The organism is Altibacter sp. HG106 (assembly GCF_028561755.1).
Taxonomy (GTDB): domain Bacteria; phylum Bacteroidota; class Bacteroidia; order Flavobacteriales; family Flavobacteriaceae; genus DFVG01.
Genome location: NZ_JAQQTD010000003.1, coordinates 396,115 through 417,585, shown reverse-complemented (window position 1 = coordinate 417,585; position 21,471 = coordinate 396,115). Strand labels below are relative to the sequence as shown.

At 46.0% G+C, this 21,471-nt stretch carries 17 protein-coding genes; 7 read left to right on the top strand and 10 right to left on the bottom strand.

Going from position 1 to position 21,471, the window contains the following annotated elements:
* Positions 1-7 precede the first annotated feature (7 nt).
* From pbpC to PO830_RS07185, 4 genes are all read right to left on the bottom strand, one after another.
* Positions 8-2,395 carry a penicillin-binding protein 1C gene (pbpC, locus tag PO830_RS07200; RefSeq protein WP_336375864.1) on the bottom strand — a complete coding sequence of 796 codons (2,388 nt, stop codon included), beginning with the start codon at positions 2,393-2,395 and terminating at the stop codon, positions 8-10.
* Complete coding sequence (locus PO830_RS07195) at positions 2,374-7,914, bottom strand: alpha-2-macroglobulin family protein (RefSeq protein WP_272852863.1); 5,541 nt, start codon at positions 7,912-7,914, stop codon at positions 2,374-2,376. The genes pbpC and PO830_RS07195 overlap by 22 nt, the downstream gene beginning before the upstream one ends.
* Before the next feature lie 183 nt (positions 7,915-8,097).
* On the bottom strand, positions 8,098-8,409 hold the full coding sequence (locus PO830_RS07190) for an antibiotic biosynthesis monooxygenase family protein (RefSeq protein ID WP_272852862.1): 312 nt from the start codon (positions 8,407-8,409) through the stop codon (positions 8,098-8,100).
* Positions 8,402-9,472: an isoaspartyl peptidase/L-asparaginase family protein gene (locus tag PO830_RS07185; protein ID WP_272852861.1), complete on the bottom strand. Its 1,071-nt coding sequence runs from the start codon at positions 9,470-9,472 to the stop codon at positions 8,402-8,404. The genes PO830_RS07190 and PO830_RS07185 overlap by 8 nt, the downstream gene beginning before the upstream one ends.
* 206 nt (positions 9,473-9,678) lie before the next feature.
* Here PO830_RS07185 and PO830_RS07180 point away from each other — a divergent pair, with 206 nt between their 5' ends.
* From PO830_RS07180 to PO830_RS07165, 4 genes are all read left to right on the top strand, one after another.
* Complete coding sequence (locus PO830_RS07180; RefSeq protein WP_272852860.1) at positions 9,679-10,185, top strand: CAP domain-containing protein; 507 nt, start codon at positions 9,679-9,681, stop codon at positions 10,183-10,185.
* 68 nt (positions 10,186-10,253) lie between these two features.
* A complete protein-coding gene (locus PO830_RS07175) occupies positions 10,254-10,793 on the top strand; it encodes a 3-hydroxyanthranilate 3,4-dioxygenase (protein WP_272852859.1) in 540 nt (179 codons plus the stop codon).
* A gap of 144 nt (positions 10,794-10,937) precedes the next feature.
* Positions 10,938-12,494: an L-piperidine-6-carboxylate dehydrogenase gene (gene amaB / locus PO830_RS07170; RefSeq protein WP_272852858.1), complete on the top strand. Its 1,557-nt coding sequence runs from the start codon at positions 10,938-10,940 to the stop codon at positions 12,492-12,494.
* Positions 12,495-12,625: 131 nt separating this feature from the next.
* Positions 12,626-13,000, top strand: coding sequence for a hypothetical protein (locus PO830_RS07165; RefSeq protein WP_272852857.1), 375 nt, complete (start codon positions 12,626-12,628; stop codon positions 12,998-13,000).
* Here PO830_RS07165 and PO830_RS07160 read toward each other — a convergent pair.
* From PO830_RS07160 to PO830_RS07150, 3 genes are read right to left on the bottom strand one after another with little or no spacing between them, the layout of a single operon-like run.
* Positions 12,997-13,722, bottom strand: a complete 726-nt coding sequence (locus PO830_RS07160) for a metallophosphoesterase family protein (RefSeq protein WP_272852856.1) — start codon at positions 13,720-13,722, stop codon at positions 12,997-12,999. The genes PO830_RS07165 and PO830_RS07160 overlap by 4 nt on opposite strands.
* Complete coding sequence (locus PO830_RS07155; protein WP_272852855.1) at positions 13,719-14,822, bottom strand: DNA helicase PriA; 1,104 nt, start codon at positions 14,820-14,822, stop codon at positions 13,719-13,721. The genes PO830_RS07160 and PO830_RS07155 overlap by 4 nt, the downstream gene beginning before the upstream one ends.
* Positions 14,823-14,858: 36 nt before the next feature.
* A complete protein-coding gene (locus tag PO830_RS07150) occupies positions 14,859-16,001 on the bottom strand; it encodes an SPFH domain-containing protein (protein ID WP_272852854.1) in 1,143 nt (380 codons plus the stop codon).
* A gap of 100 nt (positions 16,002-16,101) precedes the next feature.
* On the opposite strand from PO830_RS07150, the gene PO830_RS07145 reads away from it, so the two are divergent.
* Entirely contained in the window at positions 16,102-17,547 is a 1,446-nt protein-coding gene (locus tag PO830_RS07145; RefSeq protein ID WP_272852853.1) for a T9SS type A sorting domain-containing protein, read from the top strand.
* Here PO830_RS07145 and PO830_RS07140 read toward each other — a convergent pair whose 3' ends face one another.
* From PO830_RS07140 to PO830_RS07130, 3 genes are read right to left on the bottom strand one after another with little or no spacing between them, the layout of a single operon-like run.
* Entirely contained in the window at positions 17,548-18,684 is a 1,137-nt protein-coding gene (locus PO830_RS07140; RefSeq protein WP_272852852.1) for an ATP-binding protein, read from the bottom strand.
* Positions 18,685-18,732: 48 nt separating this feature from the next.
* Positions 18,733-19,122, bottom strand: coding sequence for a four helix bundle protein (locus tag PO830_RS07135; protein ID WP_272852851.1), 390 nt, complete (start codon positions 19,120-19,122; stop codon positions 18,733-18,735).
* Positions 19,123-19,177: 55 nt separating this feature from the next.
* Complete coding sequence (locus PO830_RS07130) at positions 19,178-19,933, bottom strand: SDR family NAD(P)-dependent oxidoreductase (protein WP_272852850.1); 756 nt, start codon at positions 19,931-19,933, stop codon at positions 19,178-19,180.
* 138 nt (positions 19,934-20,071) lie between these two features.
* Between PO830_RS07130 and PO830_RS07125 the strand changes: the two genes are divergently transcribed.
* On the top strand, positions 20,072-20,875 hold the full coding sequence (locus PO830_RS07125) for a DUF4382 domain-containing protein (protein WP_272852849.1): 804 nt from the start codon (positions 20,072-20,074) through the stop codon (positions 20,873-20,875).
* A 172-nt stretch (positions 20,876-21,047) separates the two neighbouring features.
* Positions 21,048-21,443 (top strand): hypothetical protein, encoded by a 396-nt coding sequence (locus PO830_RS07120; protein WP_272852848.1) that lies wholly within the window; start codon positions 21,048-21,050, stop codon positions 21,441-21,443.
* Positions 21,444-21,471 lie beyond the last annotated feature (28 nt).

Genomic DNA, 21,471 nt, shown 5'->3' with positions numbered 1-21,471 from the left:
CGATGGGCTAGGAAGCGAATTCAATTACCACTTGTTGTTGCAATTGATTCCCTTGTTGGTCGATAACGGTCAACATATAGGTCCCCGGAGCTACCGACAAAACCTGTTCGTGAAAGGTTTGGGTTGTGCCTATAAACGCGCCTTCCCAATACCAGTACACTTTGGTTTCGGAAGAACGATGTGCGAGTTGGAACACAACTTCCTGAGGGGTTTCTCTGAAATCCCTGGCGATAAGAATGGTTTCACGAGGTTTTGGCGTCACCAGTTCCATGAGTTGTTCCGCTTCTTGAAAACACCCTTGTCTGAACGGGGGCAACGGACGGTAATCAGGGTGTTGTCTGGCATAATAGTATTCCATCATAGGCGGCAGCGAAAACCAGGACTTCTGAATCATGTCTTCTAACGGGTAACAAGAGGAATTAACACGATACTCCTCTGTAGCTGTTACCGAAACATGCTGATGGTACGAACACGGCGGCGTCCGAGTTCCCCGCAACGGAATCCATTCTTGCTGGGTTTGGTCACAAAAGATACTGGCGAGGTGTCCCGATTGGCTACAGGTTGTGACTTCTTTTAAGGCATCGTAGGGAACTGCAAATCCTTCACTTCGAGGCAAACTCCCAAGCACATCGAACAGCAAGGGGGCGGCGGCTTGTATTCCCGTAAGTCCGGGCCTGCCTTCACCATCTGCGTTACCTACCCATACGCCAATAGCATATTTTGAAGTGACCCCAACGGCCCATGCGTCTTTAAATCCGAAACTGGTACCTGTTTTCCAGGCGATGGGTTGCGCGCCTGTAAAGATGTTCCAGTTGATTTCTTCCGCAGGACGGTTCACTTGCTGCATGGCTTCGAAGGTTTTGTAAATGGCGCCTGCATCGAAGAGTTGCGGCTGAGGTTGTAGGGTTACCGAGCGCACCGCGCCAGACAATACGTAATTGGGAGTGCCAAAAGCCGACGCCGGGTATTCACTGGAAGTCTGATTGAATACATTGAGGGTATGGGCCAAACCGGCATACGCCTGTGTAATTTCCCACAAGGAACTTTCAGCGCCTCCCAGAATTAGGGAGAGACCGTAATGGTTGGGGGCTCTTCGGATGCTCTTGAATTCCATACGCTGCAATTTGTTGTAGAAGCGTTGCAGTCCGTGAGATTGTAATTGACGAACTGCGGGTACATTAAGCGATTGAGACAATGCGGTGCTGGCCGGAACCGCTCCTTGAAACGAACGGTTGAAGTTTTCGGGCGCATATCCATTGATCACGGTAGGCACATCAGCTATTAGCGTATGCGGTAGAAGTTCTCCGCTGTTCAGAAGCGAGGCGTAGAGAAAAGGTTTTAGAATACTACCGGTACTTCGCGCTCTATCAATAATGTCTACGTAGCGATGATGCTCTTTGCTCGTAGGTGCGTTCCCTACGTACGCAAGTACATCTTTTGTAGTTACATCAAGAACTAAAACCGCCATATTGTGAATTTCATTTTGAGATAATTGTCGATGATGCAGCGCCACCTGCGTGTTGATCTTCTTCTGTAGTTGTGGCTGAATGGTTGTGACGATGCGCTTACCGGGATGCTCCTTCTGTATGCGTTCGGTAAGATGGGATGCCAAATCGGGAAGGGGAAACGGTTTTCCCGGAAGCGGTTCGTCCAGAGCGAGCTGATAAGTAGTTTCATCGATGATGCCTTCGGCAACCAATTTGCGAAGTAAAAAGTCTCTTTTCTTCCGAAGCAATACCTCATTCTTACCCGGAAAGATCAGAGAAGGGGCGTTGGGTAACACAGCCAACGCTGCCATTTGCCCCCAACTAAGGTGTTGTGCGGGGAGTCCGAAATAACGCCAAGAGGCCGCTTCTAACCCCACCACATTCCCCCCGAACGGCGCATGCGAGGCATAGAGGGAAAGAATCTCTTCCTTCGAATATCCGGCCTCCAATCGAGTGGCTAAAAATAGCTCGATCGCCTTCTCGCCATAGCTGCGCGAATGCTGTTTGCGCGATAATCGTATCACCTGTTGCGTCAGCGTACTCGCGCCTCTGCGTTGACCAGCGGTGAGGTTCCCCCAAAGCGCCTTCCCCATTGAAACCGGGTTGAAGCCGGGGTGTTGATAAAAATAAGCATCCTCAAATTGCAGGATACAAGCCTCAAATTTGTACGGCACCGAATCGGCTGCAGGAAAACGCCATTGCCCATCGTCTGCGATGCGCGCTCCTAATAAGGTTCCGTCATTCGTTTCAGCGAGAGTGGCGGTAGGATCCTTGAATAAGGGAGAAGGCAAGCAAAAAATCCATAAGAGCAGTACCGTGAGTCCGGCCAGCATCCACCAGCGATATTTTTTGAGTCGCCTCCTCATATGTATCGTTCGTATCTTCACTACCGCTGTACTGTTATCCACATCCCTTTGTTTCTTGCATAATAACGGGCGTCATACATGGCTTCTACTTGCGTACCTGGCAGATAGTAGCTGCCCAAATAAGAAGCATTGAGTTTGACGGTAAACGTTTTAGAGGCCTTTCGATCGAGGGCAAAATAAAAATTGACTCGATCATCTCGAATATCAGTATATCGTGCCGCTCCTTGCGTTCCACCCGCCAGTTCGGTGAAGGAGGTGTTCACAATTTCCCAGCCGCCGGGGAAAATTTTGGTCAGCGCCAGATTGTCTATGCGATTGTTGGTGGTGTTCGTTACCGTTACTTGGGCATTAATTTCCGTTCCTTGCCGGAGAGAGGTTATGTCTAGTGGAGCCCCAGCACCATCCAGATAGCTCGCCTTGATGCTCAGGTTGTTGCTATCGGCCAACTCCGCTCCCAATGGTAGCTTACCTCGTTGGAGTACCGTGACGTAAACCACATTGTCCCGTTGGTTGGTCACGCGAATCGATTGAGAACGATCTGAGGCACCTAAATTGCGAATCGCCAGAGCTTTCGACGTTGTCACCGTTCCGTTCTGACCGTTCGTGGCAAACCCCACCCCTAGTTCCTTTCCTCCGGAAGCGTCCACCATTTTGGCAAGTGAGAGGAGCGCGTAGGCGGTTTCCTGAGTACTTAGCCATTGGTCTGACGACAATTCTTTTGCAATAGATTCGGCCAATGACCGTTGTCCCGGATCTTCTAAGATTATCAGGGTTTCTAAAGCCATAGCTTGATTTCTAAACGGGGAGCCGTAATGGTAACGATTTGCGCGCTCAGGCTCAAACACTATTGTAGCAGACTGTCGTAATTGCTCGGCTATGCCTGCTTTTCCAACAATGGCATAGGCAGCAGCCAAACGCCATTTGGCTTCATTGGATAATTGTTTGGATTCCCGCAATCGATTCATCGCGGCCAATTCTGGCTCCCCTGCCAAAGCGAGTGTGTACAATCGATACGCTTGGATAAGCGAGGTGTTGTAGGAAGTACTGCCGTTTCGCCAGGCGCGCGCTTCTTTCTTCTGAAAACGGGTCCAATTGCTAAGGAACGAGATGGGTAAGCCATATCCTTTTTTCTTGGCTTCCAACATAAAATGACCCACATAGTTGGTGCTCCACAAATCTGCTTCTTGCTCTCCCGGCCAATACGCCATGCCTCCATTGGTCATTTGGTAGGTGCCGAGTTTCTCAATGGCGCGCTCCACATGTTTCTGAATGGCTTGTTTTTGTGCCGCGGAAAGGTCAAAAATTGCTTCTAGAAATACTTGCGGAAAGGCGGCGGAGGTGGTTTGCTCCACACATCCATGGGGATACCTGATGAGGTATTCCATGCGCCTTGAAAATTCCATGGGAGGGAGCGTAGAAAAAGTGACTTCAGCGCTGTTAGACCCTGCTACACCAAAAGGTTCCAGAGGTACGGTAATTTCTTCCATGCCACTAAGTGTTACCGTTTTGGTGCGAAGCGACATCGGGTTTGGATTTTCCACAGCCACTTCCACCTGATATTTGGCCGTCTCTCCATTTGCTGAGGCGTTTACGGTGAGCTGCTGCACAGTTTCTTCAGAAGTCACCTCAAACTCAAACGCTACCATTTGCTCTCCGGGTTCGGCAAACTGCAACGTACGAGAGGTTCCCTGCAATGCTTTCAATCCGTTGCTTGCACTGAGTTGAATACGCGCTTGTGTGATCTTCTTTTCCATGGCAAACACCGTTACGGGCACGGTGATTTTTTCACCGGGGGACAGCATTCTTGGTATGGATGCCAATACCATGAGCGGTTTTCGTACCGGAGTGGTGGTTTCGGCACTTCCGTAGGCAGCTGTTTTAGCATTTCCAGCAATCACCATGGTACGCACCGAGCCGATATAATTTGGTAGCGTTATTTGGTGCTTTACAGTAGTTCCGGCTGCTGAGTAAAACGGACCCAGATATCGAACAACCGGTGGAAAACGATCGGCTTTTCGGTTTTTCGCACCGGCCGCTGCATCGCCACCGCCGATCGCATAAATATTATTGACGTTTCCCGAATAGGCGCCAATCACGTCATCAAAAATATCGAAGGTTTTTACCCCTAGCGCTTCTTTGGAATAGAAGGCCTCGTGAATCGGCGGCGTTTGAAAACGGGTGAGGTCTAACAAGCCCTCATCTACAATGGCGACCGTATACGTCATGGATTTATTGTTTGCTTCGGAAACGCGTACGGTAAAGGTTTCTTCAGGTTTGAGTTCTGAAGGCATGTTTATTTGAGGTGTTAGTTGTGTATTCGGGTTTTCTACGGAAAGGGGAATCACACCGTACAATCGAACCGGAAGATCGTTCTTAGTTTGTTCATGGGGTTGAAGCAAGGAGATATTCACGTAGACGTTCGGAGCCATGTCTTCACTGAGCCTTATCTTCGCCTGGGTTTCACCTTTCTGTGTCTCCACCCAGGAGGTTTGTAGTACTTCGGTACCGTTCTCAATGCTTAATAGGGCGCGCCCTTCACTTCCTGAAGGAAAGGTGATGACTGCTTCTTCGCCAACTTGGTAGGTTTCCTTGTTGGATGAGAACACCAGCATTTTTGCACTATCAGAATCTCCTTCAGACGGCGCACGCCACCATTGATCATAAAAATAAGCTACGCGGCCCGTAGCATGACCCGAGGCTGTGTCGATTACCCGAATCAGAAAACGCCCCCCTTCCTCCTGTGGAATATTCAGTGAAAACTGTGCCTTTCCTTTGACGTCAGAACGCACTTCCATGGTTTTATAAGGTCGATGTACAGTAGCATTTTCGTAGCGAGACAAATTGTCTTCTCCTCGATTCCACCACCAGCGCCATTCAATTTGAAACACTTCTACTTTGAGGGCTCGATTGCCGCTAGCTTCTCCTTGTGCGTTTACCGTAACCAGATCGAAATACGTGTCATTTCCAGTGGTATACGACCCATAATGATCGGTTTCTGGAGATTTGACGCCCACAAAATGGGAAAATGGCGCCAACGGCTTACTGAACACATCTATTGAAAAATCACCACCGCCTTCAAATACTTTCGTGAGGAAGGTGGCTTGTAGCATTCCCGGAGCTTGCTTGTTGAGTTCCAGTTTTTTTGAAAAGCGGGTGCTGCCTTCTGAAGATAAGGTGGTTTGTAGCATGGGAAGGGTTTGTTCTTCAAAACTGCGTACCGGATCCTGAAATTGATACTTTTTATAGGCCTCAAAAGGATGATTGGCCGTGCGAAGGGTTGCTTCTATATCAATCTTAAGGTTCCGTGCCGGTGCCCCATGCAACCAAAGGGCCTGTGCGTTGCCGGTAACAGCTTCGGTAGCGTCGAGAACTTCTTTGTCGAAATCCAGTTTAATTTTCAGGCGATTGGGTTTAACGGTAGCCACGCGTAATGTTTTGTCGAATGCTACGCCGCCCACAGTAATCCGTGCATTCCAGGTACCGGTTGGCGCTTGTGCATCGGTAGCCAACGGGAAATAATAAAAATGATCATGTGGCGTGTCGTTGGAAGCATTGGGCTGCTTGGCGTGCTGTACGGTGCGCTGCACCAGTTTTCCCTGGGCATCGGTAAGCGACATCACTATGGGATGTCCGCGGGGAATGGGGTTGGCGAGATCATTCAGAACGAAGGTAAGATGAATACTGTCTCCCGGACGATGTACGCCTCTTTCCGTATACATAAAACCCTTTAGGCCTTTCTGTAATTTTTTTCCGGAGATGTCAAACAGGCTTAAGCTAAGGGCGTTTCCATCACTCAGTTTGGCATAGGCGTATTGATCGCCTTTCTGCGCTATGGCAAAGGCAATAGAAACATCACTATCGTATAAGGTCAATCCGTCTCCATCGGTGGTTACGGTTTCAATGAGCTGTTGCTGAAAATTATAGAGCTGAATGCGTACTCTTGGTTCGGGACGGGCCGAAAGGATATTGGTGGTCGCAAAGTGATAGGAGGCATTGGCCCCTTTTTTTACAATGAGTCCGAGGTCACTTCCAAGTACATTGATGCGGGCGATGCGGTCTTCATGGTAATAGGCTTCGTGACACGGATTGTCACGCTCTCTCCAGTTGTAACTGTAGTTACGCCAGCGGTAGAGTTCATTATCCCAATACTGCTCTTCTCGTTCTGTTTCCGACCAATTATCGAGGGTTGTTGTTGCTAACGCCTCTAACGCCCCGTTACAAGGATACATGACATATTGCGGTTCAAAACTAAACTCAAGTTGATACAAAGCTCCGGGTTCCGCTTCAAAAAAGTCTGATAGATTGATGCCGTGGGCGGTCCAGCTGTTTTCTTTGGTCAAATTTCCATTGGAGAGATCGAGTGTTTTTTTGGCTACACGTCTTCCTACATTGCGAATGTTGTAATAATAAGAATCTGAAAGATTGGACTGCTGTAAATATTGCAACATATTGTTTTTGTAGATTTGAATGACCCGAACATCTACCTTGGAAAGATTTACCGCCTCAAAGAAAATTGGGGTGTTGGCCGCATTGGGAAGAATTACGCCTTTAGACAACAAACGAACCGCAGGAGCAATGGCCTCGAAGCGAATGGTTTCCTCTACCGAGTTGGACAATTGGATGCCAAACCGATTTTTAACGCCATCGAATATGGAGAGCTCCACATCTCCCGAAAGTGCCGTGCTGGGGTACACATAAAGGAGGTTACCATTGGTCTCGAAACGGAGGTCGTCGTCTCCGGAAAGCGTGATCAGCCCCTGAAAATTTTGAGAGGCCAGCAAGGGGTCCGAAAAGTTTAGCGTCAGTACATCTTCAGGATCTCGTGAGGTTTTCCAATCGATCATCTTAAAATCCTTTATTCCCGGAATCTTGAGTACGTAAGACCCTTCAGTTTCTGAATCTAGTGAGGCACCATCCCACGAAATGGTCACTTCGCTAGCCTCCGATTTTCGCTGAATGCTATCGATGGTGAAGGTAAATAACCGCGAATCTGCAGCTTCCGAAGGCCACACTATTTCAACATCTTCACCCTCCTGTGTAGCCGACACTAATTCTTTTACTTCACGAAGGGAGAGCACATCTGCTGCTTCTACAACACCTTCGGCGTACTGCCAATTCGCATCGTACGATTGGAGCGCATCAAGGCTCAGTTTGAAGTCGGCTGCCAAGGTCTTCAGCGCAAAGGTATAGGACCTTCTTGCCTTGGGGACACCTTCAAAAAGTTTGTGAAGCGCCACGGTAATCGCATACTCTTTGTCGCGTTCCAGATAATTTTCCGTCTGAAATCGGAGCGTAGTACTATTTTCCAATACCCATTGTCCTTGTACCTTTGGTGCTATTTGTATAATGCCATCCGGAAGTGTTTGATCGGGTTCCAACTGCGTGACGGGTTGTGCCAATTCTATCCGTATGGGTTCCGCAATACTTTGATTTCCGAAGGAATGTGAAACAATATACTCCTGAAATTCGTAGAGGTTGTCTGTTTCTTGAGACCCCTTTCGATCACAAGCATAGATAAAGAAAAACAGACCAAAGAGCAGGTAGGGTGCAACGGTTTTCATACGCGATGGTTTTTGCGGTTATTAAAAGTACGATTTATGGAGGGATGTACCATGCAGTGAACACATTCCGAAGAAAATTCGGTAATATCGTCACAAGATACGTCGGAGGGTATGGCTTGATAACGGAGGTAATAAAGAGCTTGGTATATGCTGGGACTGATTTATGAGAAGTTTAACAGAAGGCTAGTCTTTCTCAAAAGAAAACACCCGCTCTACCTTACAGATTTTGGTGGTGTATTGTTGATACCATCGTTCTCTGCCGAGACGCTGTGCCTCTTGATGTTCGAGTACTGCCTTCCACGCAGCGATCGCTTCCAGACTTTCCCAATAACTAATGGTAATTCCTACTTCTTCTCGGGCGTGTTCCATTCCTAAATACCCCGGTTGGTTGGCTGCTAGCATTTCCATTTTAGACGCCATGGTAGCGTATCCTTCTTGCTCTTCAGAAGCAATACTGGTAAAGATAACGGCGTAATAAGGAGGCTGTTTATTCATCTTTATAAATGCCCAACACGAGTTCGCCCTCCGCATTCATGTGTGCGCGGTACATTCCGGCTGTGTTGAACTCCATCGCAACGTTTCCTTGATGATCGATGGCGATAATACCACCATCACCGCCTAAGTCGGGTACTTTCTTTTGAATCACTTCACTGGCAGCCTCTTGCAGGCTTAGTCCCTTATACTCCATCAGGGCAGAAATATCGTATGCCACCATGGCGCGAATAAAATATTCGCCCCATCCTGTAGAGGAAACGGCACAAGTCGCGTTATTGGCATAGGTTCCGGCACCAATGATGGGGGAGTCTCCAATGCGATTCCAGCGCTTGTTCGTCATCCCGCCGGTAGACGTTCCTGCGGCAAGATTTCCATGTTTGTCTAAGGCAGCGCATCCCACAGTTCCGAATTTAGAGTCTTTGTAATTAAACTCTTCTAAGAGCACTGCGCTGTCGTGATCAAGTTGCGTCTTTTCTTTTTCTTTAATGCGCTGTAACGATTGAAACCGGCCTTCCGTGTAAAAATACTCGGGTGCCACCAAGGTGATTCCCTGTGATTCTGCGAATTCTTCAGCACCGGTACCACTAAGCATCACATGCTGACTTTTACTCATCACGGCTTCCGCGAGATTGATAGGGTTTTTTACTCGAGTTACGCCTGCGACTGCACCGGCATTGAGGGTAGCTCCGTCCATGATGGAGGCGTCCAGTTCATTGGTTTCGTTATGGGTGAACACCGCACCTTTTCCCGCGTTGAACAAGGGAGAGTCTTCCAGGATATTGATGGTTGCCGTTACGGCTTCCGTGGCGGTAGCACCGTTTTTTAGCAGGGTGTGCCCCGCGGTAATAGCTTCCGTCAACTTTTCTTTGTAGGCGATTTCTAAAGAATCGGTCATGTTTTCCTTTAGAATGGTTCCGGCGCCCCCGTGGATAACAATGCCGAAAGATGCTTCGGAAGTGGTTGTTTTTGAAGCAGATTGGGTCATGTTTTCATTCGATTTTGAGGCGTTTTCACAACTAATTCCTAAAAAAATCAGCGATAAAAATGTTAAAATTCTAAGCATTTCAAATATTTTTTTCAGCCCCACTAAAATACGGTAAAAATCCATGAATGGCGAGGGATTCAACGATTTTTAAATGTCGGAAAATTTGTAGGAAGAGTGTTAAAAACATCGATGAAATGCATTATATATTCGATAAAGTGCATTTTTTATTAATTTTTTTCTATATTTGAATCAGCATCATGCCCCAAATTTGATGCCCCCCGCTTATGAAACTTACTACTAGCCTACTGGCTATGGTACTCTTTGTTACCCTAGCCTCATGTTCTAAAGACGAAGACGTTGTAACCGTACAAGAGGAAGCAAACTTCGCAATTGATGTAAACCTTGCTAAAGAAACCGACTGGGAAATGGCCAGCGAGATTCTCGTTTTGATCAATGATCATCGCGCAAATTTAGGTTTAGATCCAATTCTGAAAGATCAACAGTACGCTTCAGCCTACGCCGTACAGCATACGCAGTACATGATCGAAAAATCAAAAATCAATCACGACAATTTTGGAGAACGCCGACAAGCATTGACGCAGCGCGGCGCTGTTCGCGTGGGTGAAAATGTGGGTTATGGTTACGACACTGCTGAAGCCGTAGTACACGCCTGGCTTAACAGTCCGTCTCACCGCGACCTCATTGAAGGAAACTATTCGCACGCTGGTTTTGGCGTTTTGAAGAACGCCCAAGGATCGTACTTTTTTACACAGTTATTCTACAAAAAGTAGTTCGCAACTCCTTTTTTTAATAAAGCTTTTGCCGTAACTTTAAACAATCAATGTTTAAAATTACGGCTATGGCAATTGCACCTCCTTTCAATCTTACACAATGGGTAGAAGACAACAGAGATCTTCTCAAACCGCCCGTTGGAAATAAAAATTTATACAAGGAAGCCGATGATTACATCGTGATGATCGTTGCAGGACCTAACGCGAGAAAGGATTATCACTACAACGAAACAGAAGAACTTTTCTACCAACTTGAGGGGACTATTACCGTAGTCATTCAAGAGAATGGAACACGTAAGGAAATGAAACTGGGTCCCGGAGACATGTATTTACACCCGGCAAAGGTACCGCATTCACCGGTTCGAAGTGAAGGGAGTATTGGTTTGGTGGTAGAGCGAAAACGCGCCGATCTCAATGCCAAGGATGGACTGCTCTGGTTTTGCGACAATTGCAATCATAAGTTGTACGAGGTTTACTTTCCGTTGAATGATATTGAAAAGGACTTCCTGAAACACTTTCAACATTTCTACAATTCTAAAGAACTACGCACTTGCGAAGAGTGTGGAACGGTAATGGAAGTAGACGAGCGATTCACGACGAACGAATAATCATCTCATGTTGCTGTGCTTCTGAAGCGCTTATTTGTTAGATCACCCTCATTTGTTTTTCTTTTATGAGGGGTTTCCGTACCTTCGCGACAGCTTATCGCTACGGTGGTAAGCGCTATATTTTTCAACTTAAAACAGTACACTATGTCAACTTCAGTAGCGACCGCTATGGGAATAGAAGAAGCATTGAAAGCGCTGGAACTTTCAGCAGTAAATAAAGGAACCTCAACAGGAAGCGAATGGTTTCCGGGATGGAATGAAATGGCTTCACATTCACCGGTAGATGGTGAATTGATCGGAAAAGTAACCAGCACTTCCGAAGAGGAATACGAGCAAGTAGTTCAAACGGCTTCCAAAGCTTTTAAAACCTGGCGCACCACACCGGCTCCGCAGCGCGGAGAGATTGTTCGTCAATTTGGAGAAGAGCTTCGCCGCCTTAAGGAACCTCTTGGAAAATTGGTTTCCTATGAAATGGGGAAAAGCTACCAAGAAGGGTTGGGAGAAGTACAGGAAATGATCGATATCTGTGATTTTGCGGTTGGACTCTCACGACAGTTACACGGACTCACCATGCACAGTGAGCGCCCGGGACACCGTATGTACGAACAATACCACCCCTTAGGCATTGTGGGGATTATCTCTGCCTTTAATTTCCCTGTAGCTGTATGGAGCTGGAACACGGCACTGGCTTGGGTGTGTGGTGATGTATGTATTTGGAAACCTTCGGAAAAAGCACCGCTCTGCGGAATTGCATGTCAGAAGATCGCGGCGCGGGTTTTTAAGAACAATAATCTTCCGGAAGGAATTTCTTGTTTGATCAATGGTGACTACAAAGTGGGTGAATTTATGACCAACGATCAGCGGGTTCCGTTGATTTCGGCCACGGGTTCTACTCGTATGGGAAAAATCGTTTCGAAAACGGTAGGCGCTCGTTTGGGAAAAAGCTTGTTAGAACTAGGAGGAAATAATGCCATTATTGTTACTCCCGATGCCGATATAAAAATGACGGTTATTGGCGCGGTGTTTGGAGCCGTTGGAACCTGCGGACAACGGTGTACATCAACGCGTCGTTTAATCATTCACGAAAGCATGTACGATAAAGTAAAAAGCGCCTTGGTAGATGCGTATAAGCAATTGCGTATTGGCAACCCGTTAGACGAAAACAATCACGTAGGTCCGCTTATCGATAAAGACGCGGTTGCCATGTATCAAAAAGCACTCGACAAAGTGGTGGAAGAAGGTGGAAATGTTTTGGTTGAAGGAGGTGTTTTGGAAGGAGAAGGCTACGAAAGTGGCTGCTATGTAAAACCTGCCATTGCGGAAGCCGAAAATCATTACGAAATCGTACAGCACGAAACTTTTGCTCCTGTACTATATCTTCTGAAATATTCTGGGGATGTTACCAATGCAATTGAAATGCAAAACGGCGTTGCGCAAGGGTTGTCATCTGCAATTATGACAAATAACCTTCGTGAAGCCGAGCAGTTTTTATCCCATGGAGGATCCGATTGTGGTATCGCCAACGTGAATATTGGAACTTCGGGTGCCGAAATTGGAGGTGCCTTTGGAGGAGAAAAAGAAACAGGAGGCGGCCGCGAGAGTGGTAGTGATGCCTGGAAGGTGTATATGCGCCGTCAGACGAATACCATCAACTATACGACGGAGTTGCCGTTAGCACAAGGCATCAAGTTTGATCTTTAATGCCTTCCGCGCGCCATTATTGTGGCTCGTGGGATGCAGGAGCGCTGGCATTCAGCGAAAAAACAACGCTTATGTTACCAAAAAAACCGTTTCCTCAAGAAGCGGTTTTTTCGTATTATTGAAAAAAAATTATGAAAAAGACGATCACCCTTCTGCTCGTAATCCTCAGTACTGTTGTCGTGTCCTGCAACAAGGATGATGAGAATGCGACCAACTGCACCGATGCTTTTATTTATGGATTGAACGTAACCGTTCGAGATGCCGGTACCGGAGAATTGGTAGATACTACCACCACGGTTACCGCGACCGATGGCGATTATTCAGAAACCTTAGTAAAAGCAGGAGCTTCATCTTCCTACCTTGGCGCCGGAGAACGTCCGGGAAACTACATTATTCGTGTTTCTTCAAGCGGGTATGAGCCTTTTGTTTCCGATGTTATTACCGTCACCGCAGACGAATGCCATGTGATGGCCCGCTCTGTGGAAGTACGCTTAAACCGACTTTAATTTCGTCCGTTTTCATTGGGATAGAGCGTCCAAACCGGATCGCTCTGCCAACATTCTTTGCTGTTTACCTCTAGAATGGAAACGGGTCCTTTGAAAGCGGCACCGGTATCCACATTCCAAACAGTTGCTTTTTTCACCGGTTTCGTTTCTCCGATCCGAGTCACGGGCGTATGCCCAATATAAACTTCCTTATAAAGCTTCAGTCGCTTGGGGTAGGCCTCATCATCAGGGGTAAGGTTTGGGTCTAAGGCACAAACCATTTCCCACAGCGTACGATCCCAATAGACCATATTGGGGTAGTATTCGTAGTGCGGGCCGTGCAGGTTGGTAAACCCAGCATGCAGGTATAATCGATTGGCATCATCTACATGAAAATTCTTCAAATTCTCGTAAAAAAGAATGTGTTTCTCTTTCTCTGCTTCGGAAAGCTTCGCGTAACTCGCTTTTGAGCTTTCCCCTCCATGTTGTAACCACACCGGATTATGATCCCCTTCTTTAAGAAATTTATACACCAGTTCGTCGTGATTTCCGCGAATAAAAACACAGTTATGTCGTTCAGAAAAACTGATCAAGAACGAAACCGTTTCGGCACTTTCGCTCCATCCGTCTACATAATCGCCTACAAATATGAAGGTGTCTTCTGCTTTAGGGTCACAACGGTCTAAGACTTGTTGGAGTCCGCGTAACCCACCGTGTATATCGCCTATAACTAATTGTCTCATCGATTGAGAAGATATAAAATCAACGCGATAACCAAAAGGATTGCGAGCACAAAGAAGAAGATCTTCCAGAACGAATAGGGGCGCTCACCGGCCAGTCTTCCGGATTCCCCATTCACGAAGAAATTATAGCGCTTTCCTTTGTAGTGATAGGCACTAACGTACACCGGCAATAAGATATGTTTAAAAGTTTCGTCGGAAAGCTCCATATCGATGTGATGTACGCGCTGTGTATCACCGCCAATATCTCTACGCGCCCAACGGTGGGCTATTTTTTCAGCTTCTTCTTTAGATGCCAGATGGCCATCCTCCAACGAGATCGTATATTTTTCCGTAATGAAACCTGATAAATAGCTGCTGTCATACGATTGCAATTTCTGAAGGTTCCATCGAGCGATCTTAACAGGAATGCGTCCGTGTCGTTGTTTAGAAGCTTTAATAAGCGTGTCATCTACAAAACCTGAAATAGCACCGCTAGTGGGGGTCCATCGGGTGCGGCGTTCGCGACGGGTTCGGGTAACGGTTTTTCCGTTCACCGTGGTGGTATAGGGCACGGAGACATAGTAATAATCGCCGCGTTCTCCGGTATAGTCGGCAGACAACTGGGCATCAAAGGTCCAATACGGAACATAGAGTCCCTTGGTATGTTTGGGGTCGAGTGCCGCTTTTTTGAGGTTGTTCGGCGCCCACCATAATTTTTTGACCCACTTTTGAAATACCTGATGCGCCTTTGCTTTATCGATCTGAAACGGCAAGACCGCTCCGGGCAGGATCCATGATTCGGTAGTGCTGTCTTCCACAATTAGCGGGCCGCCGCAATACACACATTGCAGCGATTTGTAGTTCTCTTCCACATGTTGATTGGCGCCGCAATTTTTGCAATGCAACAACGTGATCGCCTCGCTGTGCGTCTGTGCGCCAAGGGAATCGAGGTACTGCTTCAGTTCGAGTTCTTGAAGACCTGCTTCGGAAGCTTCAATAGTTTCCGAATGACCGCAATACGGACACTCCAGTTCGGTGGTGCCGGGAGCATACATCAGTTCAGCCCCGCAATTAACGCAGGGCTTTTTAAGTTCCGATTGTTGTGTCGTTGGGACCGACATCTTATGGCAGGAGCATTTTTATCGAATGAGTATATCTTAGTTTGAAGGAAGTGGTGGTGGTGTGTTTCCGCCTAAAAAAGCTTTCAACTCTTCCACCTCTTGCAAGGCTTTCCAGTTAGTCATGCCTGCTTTCCATACTAAGGTGTCTTTGTTCACAGTACGATTGGCAAAAAGGGCGCGTAATTGCTCAAAAGAAACGGGTCCGTTTTGTTGGCCATTGCTGGCGTAATAATACGAAACAGCAGCAGGAATTGGGGGTGGTCCCATGGCCGCAGGCCCCGAATTGGCCCCGGGTTGTGACACTTGATTGCCCATACCGCCCATCATTTGGCCCATTTGCTGTGCCATAACAAAGCCCATTCCCATGCCCATTCCGGCGCCGGCCGTTCCGCCTTCTTGGTTGGCAGCCGCTTCAATGGCTTTGGCGGTTTTAAATTGGGTAAGCTTGTTGAGGTCGAGTTTGTCGATACGGCTGTACTCGAAGATCTCTTTCTTCAGATCTTCCGGCATGGAGACGTTTTCGATATAGAATTTTTCTAGGGAAATTCCCACAGTTTGGAATTCCGGTTGCATCACCTCTTTACAGGTTTCGCTTAATTCGGAAGTATTCGCCGCGTACAACTCAATGGGCAGGTTGGCTTCCCCTACGGTATCGGTAAAGCGCGTAGCGATCAAACTTTTGAGGTGTTCGTTGATCTCGTAGTTGGTGAAATTATTGTCGGTTCCCACAATATCCACAATAAACTTTCCGGGCTCACTGATCTTAAAGGCATAGGTTCCGTAGGCGCGAATTTCCACCAACCCAAAACGCTCGTCGTTTAAGGTAATCGGACTCTTAGTGCCCCATTTTTCATCGGTGAAGAGGTGGGTGTTCACGAAGTAGACTTCAGCTTTAAACGGACTGTCGAATCCGTATTTCCACCCTTTCAACGTAGTTAAGATGGGAAGGTTTTGAGTATTTAAGGTATAGGTGCCGGGCGTAAAGACATCGGCTAATTGTCCTTCGTTAATAAAGACAGCGGTTTGCCCTTCCCGAACAATAAGCTTGGCGTTGTTCTTAATTTCGTTTTTATACCGTTCAAAACGATGACAGATGGTGTCGTCTGTATAATCCAGCCACTCGATGATGTCGATAAATTCATGGCTTAGTTTTTCTTTGATCTTATCGAAGATACCCATAACAGTTGGTTTTAGTTTTCAGAACTAAAGATACTGAATATGTTTTATCTGATGTGACCCCAAGAATACATTTGTCCTTACTACGTAAAACCTTACATTTATGTCGCGCTTAGGCGTAACGTATTCCGAAGAAATCAAGAAACCCATAATGATTGAACCTATTCCGCTGCCTTTTTTTGTATTAAAACGACTGTCCATCCTACTATTATGGCTGACAGGCGTTCCCTGCCTGTCTCAATTTGCTCCCCGGCAGATCATTGATGAAGATTCTTTTTTCGTTAGAATGGTTCGTACGGGCGATTTTGACCAAGACGGCGACCAGGATGTAGTTGTGGCTGCTTTTGATTTGATCGCTTGGTATGAAAACCTGGATGGCCAAGGAACTTTTGGCCCAGCCATTGCGATTCAAGAAGGGAAGGGGCAGTCTTTTAATTTAGCCCCGGCCGATCTGGATGCCGACGGCAAGACCGATCTGGTGGTAAGTTTTTTTGATGACGATGAAGTGGTATGGTATCGAAATTTGGGTGAAGGTATGTTTTCTACCCTACAACCCATCGCCGCCGGTTTGCTAAGGGCCAGTGGCGTGAGCGCAGCTGATTTGGATGGTGATAACGACCTAGACCTAGTGCTTGGCGTCTCTAACGGTTCGGGATTGTATTGGGTAGAAAATCTGGACGGGCAGGGCAGCTTTGGGGGTCTTATTACCATTAGCGCCACCCTTAGCCAAGCCCGGACGCAAGCGGTGGGGGATATTGACGGCGACGGGGATTTGGATATTCTAACGAATTCTGCGGATGGCATCTATGTGTCCTGGTTTGACAACGAGGATGGAGAAGGTACTTTCACAACCCAACATATCATTGACCCCGTTGGCTTATACGAAAACTCTGTAAACCTGATAGATATAGATGGCGATACCGATTTGGATATTGTTTCCCAAAAAAACGATGCCGTTATTTGGAGAGAAAACATCAATGGCATGGGGCAATTCGATCCTTTTGTAATTATTAGTGATGAAGTGGATAATGTTTTTGATACAAGAGTGGGCGATTTAAATAATGACGGTAAGGTTGATGTTTTTTCCGCTTCTGCAAATGATAATAAAATTGCTTGGTACGAACATTTGGATGGGATGGGAAGTTTTGGTCCCCAACTAGTGATCGACCCCTCCTTGCAAAGCCCCAGAACAGTTCGTGCCGCCGATCTTGATGGTGATGGTGATTTAGACATTCTTTCTGCCGCGTTGTCTAATGAGGGCAGAGAATTGGTTTGGTATGAAAACCAAACGATTTTAGGAGTCGAAGAACAAGATGCTTTTGCAGAAATGCTGTGTTATCCCAACCCTGTAATAGAGCAACTATACCTTCACGCCAACACTATCGAACCAATTACGACTGTTGAGATTTATACCATGCAAGGCGTGTTGATTCTACGCACTTCAGAAACAGCGCAGCCTATTAATGTGAGTCTGTTAGCAGCCGGGGTATATTTGCTAAAGGTGGTCACTTCAGAAGGCGACTATGTTCAAAAAATAATAAAAGAGTAATTAATTGTATTTCACCTTTCTTAAAATACGGGTGGCTTCTTTATAGGCTTGATAAACAGCGCCGCCTACCCCTTTCAATTGAGGTTTGGCGTCGTATAACTTTTCTTTAGCAGAATCAAAACCATTCAAATAGCAAATAAGATAGGTTTCGGGTAGGTTGTAAAGGTCTTTTTGTTCCGAAGGATGTAACGGAATGTCTTTGCGTAGTTTTTCAATCAAGGCGTTGTTGCTATTGTAGATGTGATGCAACGATTTTTTGTCGAAACGTGGGGGTTCGAAGATTAATTTCGAGTCCATTACATACGATCCGTTTTCCCGGAAGGTAATAATCACCTCTTCCAACGGATAGTATTTTTGAGGTTCCGTAAGACCTAAACTCACATATTCTACGGTTTTAAAATAATCGTTGGTGACTTCAATTTGTACTTCATCCAAAGCCGAATAAAACAATTTTACCTGCTCGTTGATCAATTCAATGTCCACGCGTGAGTAATACGTAGTGTCCTTCACTTGTTTGGTAATTCCGGCCCAGCACACCACAAATTGCTCCTTAAATACTTTGTAATGTGCTTCCAGCTCGTCATGTCGGTGATTTAAAAAGTCGATGACACCATGCAACGTATGTTCAATATTATTTTTCGCGCGATTTTCAATGGATTTGACAATTTCAGAATTCACGTCTTTGATCTCAATGTCAAAATCCTTCGGCATCGAAATGCTTCCGTCTCGCAAAAAGATAGAACCGCCCCAGTATTTCCAGATGTTTTTCCGCAGTGAGGTGATCTTACCATTCGGTCTGATGGTTACCAATCCCACGACTTTGTCTTCCGGAAGGTGCGGAAACATCACATTTTCATAAGCAATTAAGGGCGCGTTGGTAAGGTAGGCGTTCACCAAATTCTGAATTTTACTATCGTCGAAGAAGTCCACTCCGGTGATGATGTTCGCTTCATCTTCCACCCCAATAACGATATAACTATTGTTCTTGGGGTTGCTGTTGCTTAAGGCGCAAATATGTTTTAAGAATTTCGCTTTTCCCTCTTTCGTACCCAGGTCGATCTTCCGCTTCTTATCATAAAAGCTACTCTCGTCGTTATGCGCGAGCAGGTTTTTTATCAGAAGGCGTTTGTTGATCATTGTTGCTTATTGTTTATTATTATTTTTCATTATCTATTCTTATTGCTATTAATCGAATTTCGATCCTCTACGCTGGGAATTTCTCAGATAGTTAATAAACTTAGAGATTTGGGCTTCTAACTCTATTGTCATTGCTGATACAGTTTTAAAAGTTTCCGCTGAAATGTGATTCCGATCGTGTGCGCGTATCAATTGAGACCTGGTTTCAGTGCAAGAACCTCGAGCATAGCTCAAAAACATAATAAACTCTTTATTTCCACCTCTTCCAAAGCCTTCAGCTATGTTATCCATTATCGACCCAGAAGCAGCATTGATTTGATCTCTCAATTTATAATCATTCCTAAGCTTGGTTTCATTCATCAGTTGCCAAACCTCATTAGAGACATCTCTGGCTAGAATGAAAATCTCTAATTCCTCAAAAGAGTTGTAATGTGCCATATTTAATAGAAATAACGACCAATAAATAATACCAATAAATAATAATTATCGAGACTCAATTTTTATTTATAACGGTAGACGACGCCTGATCCAAACACATTACCGTGAGATCGGCAATATTTACATGGGGAGGACGGGTCACCGTAAACCAAATGATATCGGCAATATCCTCCGGGCGCAGCGGCGTGTAGCCCTGGTAGACGGTTTCGGCGCGTTCGGTGTTGCCTTTAAAACGCACTTCGCTAAATTCCGTTTCCACCAATCCTGGATTTATCGCGCCTACCTTAATGCCCGTTCCGTTGAGATCGAGACGCATCCCTTGGTTGATGGCATCCACTGCGTGCTTGCTGGCACAATACACATTTCCTTTAGGATATACTTCTTTTCCTGCAGTGGATCCAATATTAATAATATGCCCGGCATTTCTTGCAAGCATCCCCGGAAGAATCGCTTTGGAAACATAGAGCAAGCCTTTCACATTAATATCCATCATCGCATCCCAGTCGGCTGTACTACCCGACTGTATAGGGTCGAGTCCGTGGGCATTTCCCGCATTGTTAACGAGAATATCAATAGTTTGGAACGCTTCCGGCAGCCCTTCTACCAGTTTTTGAATACGTTCTTGTTCGCGCACGTCGAAATTAAGGGTAAGTACTTCCGTTTGCGAAGACAGAGATTCAGAGAGAGCGTCCAGACGCTCTTGCCGTCTTCCGCAGAGAATCAAACGAATTCCTTCTTTTGCGAAGCGTTTGGCCGTGGCGGCACCAATACCACTAGTGGCGCCGGTGATAAATGCTGTTTGTGAAGTCATATTTCTGAATTGATCGTTGTGAATATAAGGGTAAAAGTAAACATTCCGTTAAACCGTTTGTTAATCTTCGTTAAGCTGTGGTAAAGAAGCAAGGGGCGATTGTTAGATTTGATTCCAATAAACCTAAATCCCTTTTAAATGAAAAATGTATTTAATGTAGCCATCCTCGCATTCCTCAGTGTCGCGATCTTTTCGTGTAGCGATGATGATTCCGATTCAGATCCCGATAACGACCCGCAAGGGACCTCACAAATTAGCGTGCGTATGGTAGATGCTCCCGGTGATTATGAAGCCGTTTTTGTAGAGGTGGAAGATGTTGTTGTAAAGTATAACGATTCTGAAGAAGAGGTATCCATAGGCGCTGTGAATACAGGTGTGTATGATTTGCTTGAACTTACAGGAGGCGTTTCCGTATTATTGGTAGACGACGAAGTGCCCGCCGGAAATTTGAGTCAGATTCGCCTTATTCTTGGCGATGATAACACCGTGGTCATTGATGGAGAGACCTTTCCGTTGAACACTCCAAGCGCGCAACAATCTGGTTTAAAAATAAATGTCAATGAAACGCTTGAGAACGGAGTCTTGTATGAATTTGTATTGGATTTCGATGTTGATGCCTCGGTAGTCGCTCGTGGCGATGGAGGATACAACTTAAAGCCTGTAATTCGTGCGACTACAGTAGCCGAAACGGGAGCGATTTCAGGAACCGTATTGCCCTTAGGTGTGCAGACATTAGTTACCGCTACAAATGGTCTGGTAACGATTTCATCGTACACTGATGCTAGCGGAACGTATGTACTAAGCGGTGTTCCGGAAGGTACTTACGACCTCACTTTTGAAGCTGACGCTGACCTTGACATACCGCCAATCACACTTCCCGATGTTGACGTAACCGTTGGAAATGTGACCACTGTTGAAACCATAGAATTTATTTTAGAGTAACAGCTATTTATGTCGATTAAAAAAGCAGGGGATTCCCTGCTTTTTTTGTGCAATTTCTTTAACATTTTCTATAGTTAAGTAGCGGTTAAAGTTGCTGTTAATCATTGTTAAGCAGTAGCGTCTAGGCGCTTTTCTGAAGTATATTTGGGTATACCATTAAAGAAGAGAAAAAATGATCTGGAAGATAAGTTTATACATGTTGTTTGTTGCACTGCCCGCTACTGTGATTACATCGGCGGTAACACCAAACGAACCGGACGGGATGATCGCAGAAAATGTTTTTGAAGAAGATGTTGAAGCAGGGATTCCTACAGACGGCGCCTTGATGGGAAGTGTCATCGCTCCTAAGGCCGAAGAAGTATCGGTAATAGCAACCAATGGAGAAGCGACCATTACCGGAACGACAAAAGAGAACGGAGAGTTTTTTATTACTGGATTTGAAGAGGGAATGTATAAGGTAATCGTTGAAGCCACTATAAACGGTCAGACCGAATCCCAAGTGCTACAAAATGTGGAAATTGTTACAGGAGAAGCAACCGCAATAGGTACCGTGACTCTAGACGAATAATACATTGTTTTTTGAAAAAGAAAAAGAA

Excerpts from the sequence above, each read along its gene's own strand:
- PO830_RS07125 (WP_272852849.1), top strand. The coding sequence starts at position 20,072 with ATGAAAAATGTATTTAATGTAGCCATCCTCGCATTCCTCAGTGTCGCG.
- PO830_RS07140 (WP_272852852.1), bottom strand. The coding sequence starts at position 18,684 with ATGATCAACAAACGCCTTCTGATAAAAAACCTGCTCGCGCATAACGAC.
- PO830_RS07150 (WP_272852854.1), bottom strand. The coding sequence starts at position 16,001 with ATGGGTATCTTCGATAAGATCAAAGAAAAACTAAGCCATGAATTTATC.
- PO830_RS07130 (WP_272852850.1), bottom strand. The coding sequence starts at position 19,933 with ATGACTTCACAAACAGCATTTATCACCGGCGCCACTAGTGGTATTGGT.
- PO830_RS07120 (WP_272852848.1), top strand. The coding sequence starts at position 21,048 with ATGATCTGGAAGATAAGTTTATACATGTTGTTTGTTGCACTGCCCGCT.
- PO830_RS07180 (WP_272852860.1), top strand. The coding sequence starts at position 9,679 with ATGAAACTTACTACTAGCCTACTGGCTATGGTACTCTTTGTTACCCTA.
- PO830_RS07165 (WP_272852857.1), top strand. The coding sequence starts at position 12,626 with ATGAAAAAGACGATCACCCTTCTGCTCGTAATCCTCAGTACTGTTGTC.
- PO830_RS07185 (WP_272852861.1), bottom strand. The coding sequence starts at position 9,472 with ATGCTTAGAATTTTAACATTTTTATCGCTGATTTTTTTAGGAATTAGT.
- PO830_RS07195 (WP_272852863.1), bottom strand. The coding sequence starts at position 7,914 with ATGAAAACCGTTGCACCCTACCTGCTCTTTGGTCTGTTTTTCTTTATC.
- PO830_RS07135 (WP_272852851.1), bottom strand. The coding sequence starts at position 19,122 with ATGGCACATTACAACTCTTTTGAGGAATTAGAGATTTTCATTCTAGCC.
- PO830_RS07175 (WP_272852859.1), top strand. The coding sequence starts at position 10,254 with ATGGCAATTGCACCTCCTTTCAATCTTACACAATGGGTAGAAGACAAC.
- amaB (WP_272852858.1), top strand. The coding sequence starts at position 10,938 with ATGTCAACTTCAGTAGCGACCGCTATGGGAATAGAAGAAGCATTGAAA.
- PO830_RS07160 (WP_272852856.1), bottom strand. The coding sequence starts at position 13,722 with ATGAGACAATTAGTTATAGGCGATATACACGGTGGGTTACGCGGACTC.
- PO830_RS07145 (WP_272852853.1), top strand. The coding sequence starts at position 16,102 with ATGTCGCGCTTAGGCGTAACGTATTCCGAAGAAATCAAGAAACCCATA.
- PO830_RS07155 (WP_272852855.1), bottom strand. The coding sequence starts at position 14,822 with ATGTCGGTCCCAACGACACAACAATCGGAACTTAAAAAGCCCTGCGTT.
- PO830_RS07190 (WP_272852862.1), bottom strand. The coding sequence starts at position 8,409 with ATGAATAAACAGCCTCCTTATTACGCCGTTATCTTTACCAGTATTGCT.